Consider the following 13625-nt stretch of genomic DNA (forward strand, 5'->3'; position numbering starts at 1 on the left):
CAAAATTCCGAATTTTCTATCCATTCGTTATCATTTATCTTATAATAAAAGCGAACATATCAAAAATACATATTTGGAATTAACATTATTCCTTTTAGTTATAGTACAATAAATACATATTAAAACTGTTTTATTACAGAGGTCCGAAACAGTAAACAGGAGTGATTGATGTGGATATCCGCCATCTGGAATACTTTTCAGAGGTAGCAAAACAGCTGAGTTTTACCAAAGCCGCTTTCACCTTGCATGTATCACAGCCCTCCCTCAGCAAAGCGATTAAGCAGCTGGAGGATGAGCTGGGCGTACCTTTATTTTACCGTGCCAAGCAACTGACCTTGACCGATGCCGGAAAGGCTGTCCTGGTCAACGCAAAAAATGTGCTGGATGCTTTCCATAATTTGAATTCTGAACTGAACGATGTCATTGATTTGAAAAAAGGAGAAGTGAAAATCGGCATTCCCCCGATTATCGGCGCTGCTTTCTTTTCCAGCATCATCACCCGTTATAAAGAGGAATATCCACAAGTGGAAATCCTGCTGAATGAGGTCGGGTCAAAAATGATCAAGCAGGGCGTAGAAGATGGTTCACTGGATATTGGGCTGGTCTGTAATTTACCGGCCAAAAAACAAGAGTTATTCGAAATGATCGAAGTCATCAATGACCCACTGACCTTGCTTGTACACAAAAATCATCCTTTAGCCAAAAAAGAACAGATAGATCTCGCTGAACTTGAAGATGAACCTTTCATTTTATACCGGCAGGATTTCACCCTCCACGACCGGATCATCGAAGAATGCTCGAAAAGAGGTTTTACTCCCAATGTTGTCTGTCACAGTTCGCAACGGGATTTTATGATTGAAATGGTTGAGGCAAAACTTGGTGTCGCTTTGCTTCCTGGTAAAATTGCCAATGAAATTAACGGACGAAGTTTGGTTACAGTTCCATTGATTAATTCCAACGCAAGTTTGGAGTTGGGGATGATATGGAAGAAGAACAAATACCTCCCGTTTGCAGTACGTGAATTCATCGAAATGGCAAAGCAATCTTTAGTAAAGGAAGAAATGCATTCTATCGTAACAATGGATTGATTCATCTATTAAACAAACTCTTGCCAGCCAAGGGTTTGTTTTTTTTATTGCAATTTCATATCAAACACATTAAAAAGATTGCGAAAAATTTACAATAACATGTTTACACACCATTATATGGATACTACAATGAACGTAACTACTTAAAGGAGGTTTTAGGTTGTTAAAAAGATTTTCTGCAGTAGTAGTCATGTTTTTGGTAGCGCTTACAGGGTTTCACAATCCTGTTTTTGCGGACAATCACGGGGAGACACCTGTCAAAGAACTGGAACAGCAGTTCAATGATTTGATTTATTTAGAGACTACAGAGGATGGCGAAGTGAAAAAATATGATTCCATGGACAGATTAGAAGAAGAAATGAAGAGTATCATGGTTTGGCCGCTGGCAGACCATTATTTGGATACCTATTTTGAAGAGCGTGACGGAAAATTATACTTGAAAGAAATGGACGGTCCTGTTCAGTTGAACACCGACCAGGATTATACACTGGAAAAGGTCAGCGACGATAAGTACAAACTGACCCAGCAAGGAGAAAATCAACTGCGAGGCGAGTACACATTGAATATCACTTACAGCTATGAAGCTGGTAAATGGGTATTCGGTGATCGGATGAATCATGTTTCCTCCTCCGAGGGTGGCGGAGAATTGCCTGACACAGCTACTTCCCTTCCAATCGTAATGGCTTCCGGTGGTGCTGTTATGGCAATAGGAGCACTTCTCCTTATTTTCCGAAGAAAATCAACTGTCTAAATAAGGGTGTAACCACATGAAGAAGCTCGGTATTTTGCTATTGCTCACAGGACTGGTGATGATAGCCTGGAGCGGCTATTCCTGGTGGGAACAGACCCAGGCAGTCACCAACAATACGGAGGAACTTCACCAGCAGTACGAAAATTGGGATGATACCGTCTATCAGCAACAGCTGACATCCATCGATGACAAGCAAAAGTCCCACACCAAGTCTTATCAGCATGGAGAAAGTGTCGGAAAGTTGGACATCCCCCGTATCGGCAGCCAATATGATGTCTACTGGGGTACAGGTGCTGATACGCTAAAACAAGGTGTAGGGATGTATGACAGCAAGTGGACGGTCGCTCCGGATAATCCTGGTCATGTGGTTCTCTCCGGTCATCGTGATACGGTGTTCAGGCAGCTGGATAAGGTAAAAGAAGGGGACCACCTTTATGTCAATTTTGAAGAAAAAACGTATGATTATCAGATTCGTAAGACATGGATAACAGACGAAGAAGACCGTTCTGTCATCGTGGATAAAAACAAACCGACACTCACGTTGACTACTTGTTATCCCTTCGATTTTATCGGTTCTGCACCAGACCGTTACATTGTCCAGGCAGAATTAGTGTCTGTAGACAAAAATGGATAAGCAATAACAAGGCGCTGCAATAGCAGCGCCTTCACTTTTTCTCAAATTTTATACATCTCATAAACTGTGGACAGGAAGACCGATCGCTTTGTCAGCCGCTTCCATGATGCTTTCTCCAAGAGTCGGATGGGCATGGACAACAAGGGAAACATCTTCTGCAGTAAGACCGGACTGAATAGCAATAGCAAGTTCATTAATTAACTCCGGCGCCCCTTCTCCTGCCACTTCTGCAGAAAGGATTGTCTGGTCAAGTGAATCAACCAGCAGGTTCACAAACCCTTCCCCCTTATTCATGGTTAACGACCTGCCATTATGGCTGAAAGGGAAATGGTGTACATCTACTGTGACTCCATCTGTTGTTAATTCCTCTTTCGAAGGCCCTAAGGTAGCAAGAGGCGGATCCGAAAATACCACCGTCGGAATGACATAATCGGATTGATCTACCGTGTCTCCAATGATAGTTTCTGCAACTATTTTCCCTTGCAGCGAAGCACGGTGAGCAAGAGCCTGGCCTGAGGTCACATCTCCAATAGCAAAAATATGGGACTGATCAGTACGACAGGCGGAGTCTATTGGAATGAATCCTTTCTCTGTCGATTCAATTCCCGCTTTATCTAACCCCAAAGCTTCTGTGTTGGGCTTTCTTCCAACGGTTACTAGCGCATAATCCGCTGCAACCTGCCTGCATTCTCCGTTGACATCAAAATTAACCACCACACCATCGTTCGAGCTCTCAACTGTAGACACGGTTGCAGTGGTATGAATGGCGACATTCTCTCTACTATTCAGCTCCTCCTGCACCAGTGTACTCATTTCTGGTGAGAAACCTGAAAGTATGGAAGGCAGTCCCTCCAGGATACTCACCTCTGTTCCGAAGTTTGCAAACATGGTGCCCAGTTCAATTCCAATGTACCCTCCTCCAATGACAGCGATGGAGGAGGGTTTTTCATTTAGTGATAAGGCGCCTTCAGAAGATAGAATTCGCTCTCCAAAAGGAAATGCAGTAACGTTGATAGGCTTAGATCCTGTGGCGATAATGCACGAATTGAATGAAACTACCATATCTTCTTCGCCAGAAACGGTTACTGTATTAGAATCGAGAAAAGCGGCCTCTCCTTGTATCACCTTTACGTTTCGATGGTGAAGCAACCCGGCAACTCCGTCGGTCAGCTGCCTGACAATATTATTTTTCCAGGTTTGCAATTCTGCGAAGTCCACCTTTGCCTTTGGAAAATGCACACCTGCTTCTGCAGCTTTTTGCGGTATTGCGGCATAGTGGCTGGCCTCAATCAGTGCTTTGGAGGGGATGCATCCGACATTCAAGCAAGTGCCTCCCAGCTTCTCTTTTTCCACTAGTGTGACCTTCATTCCAAACTGTGCTGCCCGTAATGCTGCCACATAACCACCTGGCCCGGCTCCAATAATGAGAACATCCGTATTAAGCATGTTAATTTCTCCCTTTCTCACAATAGCATTTGATAAGGATGCTCAAGATAATAGACGATTTCATTTAAAAAGGAACTGGCAGGATCTCCATCAAGAGCCCGGTGATCAAACGTCAAGCTAAGTGGTAAAAGGGTTCGTTCTGCTAATTCTCCGCCCTGGAATACGACCGATGTTTGATAAGTTCCTACTCCTAAAATCCCGGCTTCTGGTGGATTCAAGATCGGTGTGAAGTATTCAATTCCGGACGCACCTAAATTGGTGATGGTAAATGTGGATCCCTTCATCTCATCATTGGAAAGCCTGTTTTCTCTTGCTTTTTTACTTAGAGTATAAACACTTTCCGCTAACTCCAGGATGGTTTTATTTTCAGCCTGGAAAACGACCGGAACAACTAGTCCATCATCCAAAGATGTTGCCATTCCCAGATTAATCGTTTCGTACGTATGGATTTCATCATTGATATAAGCACTGTTAGCTGCTTTATGTTTTCCTAAGGCCATTACTGTTGCCTTGGCAATAAACGCTGTCAATGTTAGAGAAATGTCGGCATCTGTTTTTTGCAATTCCTGTTTCGCTTGTTTTTGAATTTCCTGTAACTCGGTGATATCTGCCTTTTTCATCAGAGTCAACTGAGCGCTTTCCTGTAGACTTTGATGCATTCGATCTGCAATTACTTTCCTCATTCCTTTAGCTGGAGCTACTCTTGAATTTGCATGGTCCTGGGAAGGTTGTTCATGTGAAGAAGTCGGTGCAGCTGCCAGACTTTCCTTTTCTTCCTCAACAGCTGAATTTTGGTCTAAATAATTCTGTACGTCCTGCTTGGTAATCCGTCCTTGTGGGCCTGTCCCGACTAATTCTTCCATTGGAACTCCATTGGATTTCGCCATTTTTTTAGCAGCTGGTGATATTTTTATTCTCTTACCCGTATCTGGTGCCAGTTTTTCCTCGGTCATAACCGCAGTGGCAGCTACCTCCCTTGCAGCTGATGTTTCTTTAGAAGATGTTGAAGGCTTGTCTCCCTCATTAGAAGAAGTGTCGATATTTTCACCTACTTCTCCAATATAGGCTAATGTATTGCCCACTTTTAACGTTTCATCTTCTTTCGCCATAATTTTCAAGATTACTCCATTCGCCGGAGCCTCTAATTCATTGGTTATTTTCTCTGAGCTGATTGTAACCAGGGGTTCCCCTTTCTTTACTGGTTCGTTTTCCTTTTTCAACCATTCAGCAATGGTGCCCTCCTGCATGCTCATTCCGAATTTCGGCATCACCACTTTCTCCGCCATGGCATTCCCACTCCTTCTTTCATCAGATTAAAAACTAGTCAGATAGTTACGATTGATTCATCATCAATCAACTCAGAAACTACGGCTAATATTTTTTCAGGTGTTGGCAAATACAAGTCTTCTAAAGCTGGCGAGAACGGTACCGGGCTATGAGGTGCTGTAACCATCTTGATTGGTGCATCCAGATAATCAAACCCTTTGTCTGCTACCAGTGCTGAAATATCTGTTGCTGCATTGCAGCGTGGGTTGGCTTCATCGACGATGACCAGCCGGCTTGTCTTCTGAACGGATTTCAAAATTGAATTCTCATCCAATGGAGAAAGACTTCTAGGATCAACAACTTCGGCTTCGATTCCTTTTTGGGCAAGTTGTTCAGCCGCAGCAAGCGCTGTGTTGACTTGCTTTCCGATTGCTACAATCGTTAAGTCGTCCCCGGCACGTTTGATGTCCGCCTTTCCAATCGGAATGGTATAATGCCCTTCAGGTACTTCGCCTTTGACGTTATAGAGGGTTTTATCTTCAAAGAACACTACCATATCGTCATCTTCTATAGCTGAAATCAGCAGTCCTTTGGCATCAGCCGGGGTGGAAGGTACAACAACCTTAACACCTGGAATTGCCGTAAACATGCCATAAAGGGTCTGGGAGTGCTGAGCTGCTGCACGGAATCCAGCCCCATGCATCGTCCGAATTACAAGGGGAATTTTTGCATGGCCGCCAAACATGTATCTTAATTTTGCACCCTGGTTCATCACTTCATCCAGACAGCTGCCGATAAAGTCATTAAACATCAATTCAGCAATTGGCCGCATACCAGTGGCGGCAGCACTTACAGCTGCTCCAACATAGCCTGCTTCAGCAATTGGCGTATCAAGAATCCGATCCCGTCCAAACTCCTGGACTAAGCCTTTTGTTACCCCCATTACTCCGCCCCAGGCATCTTCATCTCCGAGATGATCAAGGTCCGCTCCACCGGCTACATCTTCTCCCAGCAAAATAACATTTTCATCATTTCTCATCGTTTCCTTTATCGCTTCATTAATCGCGTCAGCAAATGAAATTTGTCTTGCCATCGTTTATTCCTCCCCGCCTGGTTTATAGTTCACGTACACATCCGTAATCAGCTGATCGGCATCCGGCATTGGACTTTTCTCCGCAAACTCCACAGCATCTGCGACAGCTTTCCGTACGTTTTCATCAATGGAGTGGAGCTCATCCTCGGATGCAAGATTATTCGATAACAGATGTTCCCGGAATCGAATAATTGCATCTAATTCATTCAGGTGCTGCTCCCGTTCCTCTGATGTTTTATAGGTCTGGGCATCGCCTTCAAAATGTCCATAGTTTCGATATGTGACACACTCGATCAGACTAGGTCCTTCTCCATTACGGGCACGTTCTACCGCTCGTTGTGCCGCTTCATACACGGCCATTGTATCTTTTCCGTCCACCGTTTCACCCGGGATATTATATCCGGCTGCCCGATCAGCAATCGATTTACAACTGGAGGCATATTCAAACGGAGTCGATTCTCCATATCCATTGTTTTCCGCTACAAAAATGACAGGAAGGTCCCAGATAGCTGCCTGGTTGATTCCTTCATGGAAAGTTCCGTGGTTGTTGGCTCCATCACCAAAGAAGCAAACCGCAACCCCACCAGTTTTTCTTAATTTAGCCGATAAGCCTGCTCCAGTCGCCAGCGGGAAACCGCCACCGACAATACCATTTGCTCCAAGCATCCCTTTACTGACATCGGCAATGTGCATGGAGCCGCCCTTTCCTTTACATAACCCCGTGGCTTTTCCATAGATTTCTGCCATCATGCCTTTCAAATCGCACCCTTTAGCAATACAATGTCCATGTCCACGGTGTGTACTCGTAATGTAGTCCTTGTCATCTAAATGGGAACAAACGCCGACCGCAACCGCCTCTTCCCCAGCATATAGATGTACGAATCCTGGTATGGTTCCGGTGCTGAACGTTTCATGGACCTGATCTTCAAATCTACGAATCTCTACCATCTTCTGATACATCCATTTGGCTTTTTTAGCTGTCAGTGACTCTTGCTGGACTTCCGACACTCTCATACACGTCGCCCTCCTTGATTTTTGTAACGCTCTAACGGAATTTGCCTATGGAGCGTTCTACTTTTAACTGTTGCAAGTTTCATGCCAAAAAAGAAAACGCTTACATGATAAGCGTTTTTAAACATTCATTTATTAAATTTCGACTGGAAAATGAGACAAATCGGGAAACTGTCTCATTCTGTCTCAATATGTTCCATTATCCCAGATTGTATTTTTTCAATTTCCGATAAAAAGTGCTGCGTGGTATCCCAAGCTGCCGGGCAGCGGCCGAAGCTTTTCCTCCGTGCTGTCTCAACGCTTTTTCAATATACTCTTTCTCCATTTGCTCACGTGTAGATAATTCAACAGAAAAACTCTTGCCACTCTCATATGGAGTAATTTTCCGAATATAGGCTTCAACTTCTGCAGACTCTGGTGATTGCTCACCATATTCGGTATAAATACCTTCCAACACATTAAAAAGCTCACGAATATTACCTGGCCAATGGTAGCTTTGTAAAGCTCGAATAGCTTCTTCTCTCCAGGTGAACTGCCAATTTTGTTTCTGAAAATAATAATCAACTAACTCAGGGATGTCCGACAGCCTGCTTTTTAACGGCGGCATGTGAAGAGGATAGACATATATTCGATAATAAAGATCTTCCCTGAATTGCCCTTTCTTAACGAGCACTCCAAGGGACCTATTGGTTGCTGTAATGAGACGAAATGAGACAGGTATTGGCTTTTTACCGCCAATAGGCACTACCTTTTTCTCTTGCAGCGTACGCAGGAGGGCAACCTGGGTCTTTACCGAGATGTCACCAATTTCATCCAAAAATAATGTTCCGCCATCGGCCTGAACAATTTTTCCTTCATAACCACCCTTTTGAGCACCAGTGAATGCTCCTCCTGTATAACCAAACAGTTCGCTTTCCAACAGGTTTTCAGGTATGGCACCACAATTGACCGCAACAAACGGGCCATTGGATTTACTGCAATCATGAAGCGATCTTGCCATTACTTCTTTTCCTGTCCCTGTGTCTCCAGTAATATGAATGGTGACATTCTTTTCAGCAGCCTTTTTCGCACGATCTATTACTTTTTGAAATGCGCTGCTTTTCCCGGCTACACCATGAAATTGGAACGAGGAGTTCCAACCTTGGACTGCAGGTGATTTTTTTTGATTTGTTAAAGTGATTTGATGACCGATGATTTCCCTTGAATCTTTTGCGTATACAGGAGACTTTTTGTGGTTTGTCGGTAATTCAGAAATGGCAGCAGGACCATTTGTAATCGCAGGGGATGCGTAAACCAACTGGTGATTACGATTATAAAGCATGAAGGAACGGTCACTGCCTTTTTCTTCTTTCAATCCAAAATGGATTAACTCAAGCTCTTCTTCCTTCATCATATGCTGCCACTTGCTTTCAATCGCATATGCAGCAGCCACAACTGTCGCAAGCACATGTTGATAGTGATAGGGAATATAAGGACTTGAGATGTCCAAAGCACCAATCACCTCGCCATTTTCATCTTTAATGGGCGCAGCGGAACAGCCCCAAGTTTGCGAAGCTACTGAAAAATGTTCCATGCCATTGATGGCGATTGGTTCTCCAATTGACAATGCAGTTCCTATTGCATTCGTTCCGACTTGTTCTTCCGTCCATTTCACGCCCTCTGTAAAGTTTATCTGACCCGCTGTAGCTTTCACTTGTTTCTCCCCTACCATCCGAAGGACATAGCCGTCACGATCGACAAGAAGCAAAATCACATTAGAATCATGGTACATTGCTGCAAGCTTTTTGATAAAGGGTTCTGCCAATTGTATCAAGCGGCTATTTTCTCTTCTCCGTTTCTGTAACGCATCATAAGACAACAATTGGGTTCCTTTCCCGTTGTAAGGGTCGACCCCAAGACTTCTACAATGGTTCCACGATGTTTGAATTCGCTCATTAATACGTGAATCATCCAATACACCTTCCTGGACAAATCGTCTCCAATCACCTTTTGTGATTTGTTCCACCACGGAATCCTTCACCTCTTTGAATGGTTTTAAATTTAGTCAGAAAAAGAGCATACTACTTCTTTTATTCGATTAAAATTATTATGTTTCCTCCCCCCTATCACTCAATTTTCCGAAAATTTCTACATATATTTTAAAACCGAATAAGAAAATCGCTCTTTCTTCGTTGAAAAAAAACCCTACACTCACGTTGACTACTTTCTATCTTGTCATTTAAGCGAGAACCGACCTCCATGTTTAGTGGCAGGTCGTAGCGGGAAAAAATTTATATAACCCAATTCCAACAGAAAGGATGAGTACTACTATGGCAAGAAAGGCACAGTATCAGCCTGTTGGCGGAAATGGGATTGATCCAACAGATGCACAGGAAGTCCACTATGCGAAAGAATTCAAACAGGCAGATAAAGCTGGTGGATATCGAAAGCAGAAAGTCAATGAAGCAAAAAGAGAAAATCCTGATTTAAAACAATAAGTCACAAAAAAAGCAGCTTTTCATAGCTGCTTTTTTATGGCTTCATTTTCAATAAGTTTTATAATAGATGCCGGATTTCGTAAACTTATAGATACTAGCCCGCTTATTCAAGCGTTAGCTCGTTTGAAGCTGAGTGTTGCCAGTAACACGAGCACAACGGCGAATCCAAGGATGAACATGACTTCTGCAAACATCGTCACTTGTTGGCCGAAAACAGTAAGGTTTAGCCCCATCGCGTCCAGTACGGGCGAAGGCATACTTTCGATATCAATCATAATTTTTTTCATGACATCCACACCATAGGTGACAGGATTAACCTTCACAATGAAGTCCATCCAGGGTGGCATATTATTGACAGGGAATAATGCGCCCGATAAGAAGATCATCGGCATGACAAGAACTTGCACCGTAAGCTGGAAGCCTTGAGTGGACCTGATGAAACTTGCAAATAATAACCCCAGTCCTGATAAAGCACAACCTAATAAAAACATGAACGGGATGACCTGAACCAGTGCCGTAATAGTATAAGACAACCCCAAGAATGGAATAAGCAAAAAAAGGATGACACCCTGAATCGTTGCAATTGTAGCTGCTCCGAGCATCTTTCCTATAGCAATACTCACGCGTGATATTGGGGACACAAGAATCTCTTTCATATAGCCGAAATCTTTATCTTCTATGACTGACATTGCTGAAAAAATAGAAGTCATTAAAAGTGTCATCGCTACGATTCCCGGAAAGACAAATTCTACATAATTGAAATCTTCCGCTCCTGCCGGCATGCTTCCTGTCATCATTGTTTCCATCGTTCCGCTCATTCCTCCACCGAAAATCAATAAAAATAAAATCGGCATGGTAAATGAACCGAAAAGCCTCGCTCTGTCCCTGAAAAATTTTGTTAAGTCGCGTTGCCAGATAGCAATAATTCCTTCCATAAGCAGCCTCCTATTCCTCTGTTTCTCCGATTTTTCTACCTGTGAATGCCAGGAATACATCGTTCAGTGTCGGCTTACGGATATTCAGTCTTGTAATCGGGATTTCTAATGTTTTTATGAAAGACGAAATAAATGCGTCACTGCTGGCCACTTTCAGGTGTATGGTATCCCCTTCTACAGTCACTTCTGCGCCCTGGACTTTTTCCTCGATTTCAGTTAAAGCCTGGTTGTTGTCCTCTGTGGACAGTTCAATGATGTCACCGCCCAGCTGGTCTTTCAGGGCTGTTGGAGAATCAATGGCAATGATTTCGCCTTGATCCATGATAGCGACACGGTCACTGATTTCGGCTTCATCCAAGTAGTGGGTGGTGAGGAACATCGTGATTCCTTCTTTTTCCTTCAGCTTCAAAATATATTCCCACAAATGCGCTCGTGTCTGTGGGTCCAACCCCACCGTCGGCTCATCCAAAAACAATACTTTCGGATAGTGGAGAAGGCCCCGGGCAATTTCCAGACGTCGCTTCATTCCGCCGGAGAATGTCTCGACACGCTGCTCCTGCTCCTCTATCAGATCGACAATTTGTAATACTTCCTGAATCCGTTCCTGGCGTTTACCTTTAGGGACATTATAAAAGCGGCAGTGCAGCATTAAGTTCTCTTTTGCCGTCAATTTTTTATCGAGCGTGTTTTCCTGAAAAATAATACCGATACTCCCGCGCACGGAATCTTTATGTTTATTTACATCATAGCCATTGATCACAATGCTTCCTGACGTTGGTTTCAGCATCGTGCAAATCATGTTAATGGTCGTACTTTTTCCGGCCCCGTTCGGGCCAAGAAAGCCGAAGATTTCTCCCTCTTCCACTTCAAAATCAATACCTTTAACAGCTTCTGTTTTTTTATATTTTTTCGTTAAGTCTTTAACAGAAATGATAGTTCCCAAGACTTGTCTCCCCCATCTGAAATAGTTATGATATAATAACTATTAAACATTATCCGCTTAAAATCAAAAGAAGTCAACGTGAACGGGCGTAGGAGGAAAAGGATGAAAAAAACAGAAGAAAGCATGGATGAGCTGGTTGATCAAACACTATCCATCATTCCAATTTTACCTAAAAAATTATTCAGCAAAGTTCAGCTGCTGCAAGAAGAAGACTTACACCCTACTCACTTTCATATACTGCACCTCGTAGAGCAGGAAGAGGCCCTTCGCATGTCGGAAATCGCCCAGAAGCTTACGATTAAAAAATCGAATCTAACTCCATTGGTCTATAAATTGATTGAGAAAAATTTAATTATCCGTAAAAAAGGAAAAAAAGACCGAAGGGTAACGTTCATAGAATTGACTGAGCAAGGGAAGTCTTTTTTAGCTGAAAAAAAAGTGCTGATGGAAAACATACTGAAAGAACGATTGTCCTCCTTGACGGACGAAGACCAGCACAAACTCTATAATGCTTTTACCGACCTTTCAGACGTCTTATCTAAATTAGAAGATTAGAAAAAAGCGAGCCAAAAGTGCTCGCTTTCTTGTTTGGACCATACAAATATTTAATTTCTGCTGGAATGATAAAGGAAAACATTCAGGTTTTCATTTTCATCGATAGTACCCAGCAAAATATCATTCACGTTGATGTTGTTGTATGTAAGTGAAAGTTTGTTTAACAGCCATCCTTCGTCTTTTCCCAGCTGTTCTAATTCTTTATAGTCAATCTTTTTTTCTTTGATTACCGTTTTAGGAAGCTTAAATGGTTTAACTGGCGCACCAAACGTCGATGGGGTCAGTGGCTGGTATTGGGACCGTAAAAAGAAGGAAACCGTTCCTCCAGGTTCACCGACGATTGCTCTTAACATCCATTGAACCGCAGTAAGAGTCTCTTGAGAGCTGAAAAACTCCACACATACTCCCCCTTAACATACAATCACTATCCTATTTTTCGCCAATTCACCTTAAATTATCAAAGATTATAAGAAAAAATTCTGCTAATAAAAGTCACAACTCGTGCATGCAAAACAGATTGATTTCCCGATTTTTGTAAAAATATCTCGATATATGTAAAACGATTTTTACAGGGATTTTTGTCGCTTTGTCGAATTTCAATGATATAAGGTATTAGCATAATAACTTAACATAATAAGAAAGGGTGTAAGTATGTTGAAAAACAGTTTATTTAAATGGATGCCCTATAAAGACCAGGATACAAGCGAAAGAAAACTCGTGGATGTCATGAAGCGATTGAAAATCAACGACTTCCAATTCAATTGGGATCGAAACAGCTGCTATATTGAGTTTGAATATAAAGAACAGTCTTACCGATTGGAACATTCTGTTGAAAAAGCAAAACGGAAAGGCATCCTATTAAAAAACGGAGTAGAATGTTTGGCGGCACTGACCCAGACGCTCGAAGATCTATGTACGATTATTGATCGCGGCACCTATCCATTTGAAACATGGATAGCAGGTATGCAGCAGCCCGCATCAGAAAAAGAAACCCCGGAAGTTAAAGAGGAAAATCAAGTATCTTCCGAGGTATCTAATCCTACTGAAATTAAAAACAATAAAGAGTTCATTCCTTTTAGAAAGGATGCTACTGTAAGAGACTTTGAGCGGAAGCAGGTTATCAACGGTGGACAGCGAAAATAATCATAAATGTGGAATAGCTGTGTAAATTGCATATCAATTCAATTACATTGCTGATAACTGACCTTCTATTCTAGTAATATATATAAAGATGGGCAGCAAGCACACCAGCGCCTCCCCCTGGCGCTCGGTACGCTTGCTGTCTTTTACATTGAAACATAACCGAGTAGGCGTCGCCATTACTGACCACGCCTCTCACAGAGCACACACGTGCGGACCTTCGCATGCGGCTCTTCCCATATATCTCTTTTAGAGATAACGTTCATCGTAAACAGATAAAAGACTC

At 42.7% G+C, this 13625-nt stretch carries 14 protein-coding genes; 6 read left to right on the forward strand and 8 right to left on the reverse strand.

Annotation, left to right across the window (positions count from 1 at the left end):
* The first annotated feature begins 170 nt into the window (after positions 1-170).
* The 3 genes from ACGTN9_RS19605 to srtD all read left to right on the forward strand — a co-directional run bounded on the left by ACGTN9_RS19605 (position 171) and on the right by srtD (position 2473).
* Positions 171-1088 (forward strand): LysR family transcriptional regulator, encoded by a 918-nt coding sequence (locus tag ACGTN9_RS19605; protein ID WP_499596085.1) that lies wholly within the window; start codon positions 171-173, stop codon positions 1086-1088.
* A gap of 160 nt (positions 1089-1248) precedes the next feature.
* Entirely contained in the window at positions 1249-1839 is a 591-nt protein-coding gene (locus ACGTN9_RS19610) for an LPXTG cell wall anchor domain-containing protein (protein WP_499596087.1), read from the forward strand.
* 16 nt (positions 1840-1855) lie between these two features.
* Positions 1856-2473 carry a class D sortase, LPxTATN-specific gene (gene srtD / locus ACGTN9_RS19615; RefSeq protein ID WP_499596089.1) on the forward strand — a complete coding sequence of 206 codons (618 nt, stop codon included), beginning with the start codon at positions 1856-1858 and terminating at the stop codon, positions 2471-2473.
* 57 nt (positions 2474-2530) lie between these two features.
* Here the strand turns inward: srtD and lpdA are convergent, their stop codons facing one another.
* From lpdA to ACGTN9_RS19640, 5 genes are all read right to left on the reverse strand, one after another.
* A complete protein-coding gene (gene lpdA / locus ACGTN9_RS19620; protein WP_499596090.1) occupies positions 2531-3919 on the reverse strand; it encodes a dihydrolipoyl dehydrogenase in 1389 nt (462 codons plus the stop codon).
* A 17-nt stretch (positions 3920-3936) separates the two neighbouring features.
* The gene (locus tag ACGTN9_RS19625) at positions 3937-5205 is read right to left on the reverse strand and encodes a dihydrolipoamide acetyltransferase family protein (RefSeq protein WP_499596091.1); all 1269 of its coding nucleotides are present in this window, start codon (positions 5203-5205) and stop codon (positions 3937-3939) included.
* Positions 5206-5243: 38 nt separating this feature from the next.
* Positions 5244-6278, reverse strand: coding sequence for an alpha-ketoacid dehydrogenase subunit beta (locus ACGTN9_RS19630; protein ID WP_085505542.1), 1035 nt, complete (start codon positions 6276-6278; stop codon positions 5244-5246).
* 3 nt (positions 6279-6281) lie between these two features.
* On the reverse strand, positions 6282-7292 hold the full coding sequence (locus ACGTN9_RS19635; RefSeq protein ID WP_499596093.1) for a thiamine pyrophosphate-dependent dehydrogenase E1 component subunit alpha: 1011 nt from the start codon (positions 7290-7292) through the stop codon (positions 6282-6284).
* 196 nt (positions 7293-7488) lie between these two features.
* A complete protein-coding gene (locus ACGTN9_RS19640) occupies positions 7489-9297 on the reverse strand; it encodes a sigma-54-dependent Fis family transcriptional regulator (protein WP_499596095.1) in 1809 nt (602 codons plus the stop codon).
* Between the two features lie 301 nt (positions 9298-9598).
* Between ACGTN9_RS19640 and ACGTN9_RS19645 the strand changes: the two genes are divergently transcribed.
* Complete coding sequence (locus ACGTN9_RS19645; RefSeq protein WP_499596097.1) at positions 9599-9766, forward strand: YfhE family protein; 168 nt, start codon at positions 9599-9601, stop codon at positions 9764-9766.
* Positions 9767-9873: 107 nt separating this feature from the next.
* On the opposite strand, the gene ACGTN9_RS19650 is transcribed toward ACGTN9_RS19645, so the two are convergent.
* Together ACGTN9_RS19650 and ACGTN9_RS19655 are read right to left on the reverse strand one after the other, a co-directional pair.
* A complete protein-coding gene (locus tag ACGTN9_RS19650; protein WP_499596099.1) occupies positions 9874-10701 on the reverse strand; it encodes an ABC transporter permease in 828 nt (275 codons plus the stop codon).
* Between the two features lie 10 nt (positions 10702-10711).
* Positions 10712-11644, reverse strand: coding sequence for an ATP-binding cassette domain-containing protein (locus tag ACGTN9_RS19655; protein ID WP_499596101.1), 933 nt, complete (start codon positions 11642-11644; stop codon positions 10712-10714).
* Positions 11645-11746: 102 nt separating this feature from the next.
* On the opposite strand from ACGTN9_RS19655, the gene ACGTN9_RS19660 reads away from it, so the two are divergent.
* Complete coding sequence (locus ACGTN9_RS19660) at positions 11747-12199, forward strand: MarR family winged helix-turn-helix transcriptional regulator (RefSeq protein ID WP_499596103.1); 453 nt, start codon at positions 11747-11749, stop codon at positions 12197-12199.
* Between the two features lie 50 nt (positions 12200-12249).
* On the opposite strand, the gene ACGTN9_RS19665 is transcribed toward ACGTN9_RS19660, so the two are convergent.
* On the reverse strand, positions 12250-12597 hold the full coding sequence (locus tag ACGTN9_RS19665) for a YetF domain-containing protein (RefSeq protein ID WP_499596104.1): 348 nt from the start codon (positions 12595-12597) through the stop codon (positions 12250-12252).
* 253 nt (positions 12598-12850) lie between these two features.
* On the opposite strand from ACGTN9_RS19665, the gene ACGTN9_RS19670 reads away from it, so the two are divergent.
* Positions 12851-13342: a hypothetical protein gene (locus ACGTN9_RS19670; protein ID WP_499596105.1), complete on the forward strand. Its 492-nt coding sequence runs from the start codon at positions 12851-12853 to the stop codon at positions 13340-13342.
* Positions 13343-13625 lie beyond the last annotated feature (283 nt).

This window comes from Halobacillus sp. B23F22_5 (assembly GCF_043497085.1).
In the GTDB taxonomy this organism is placed as follows: domain Bacteria; phylum Bacillota; class Bacilli; order Bacillales; family Halobacillaceae; genus Thalassobacillus.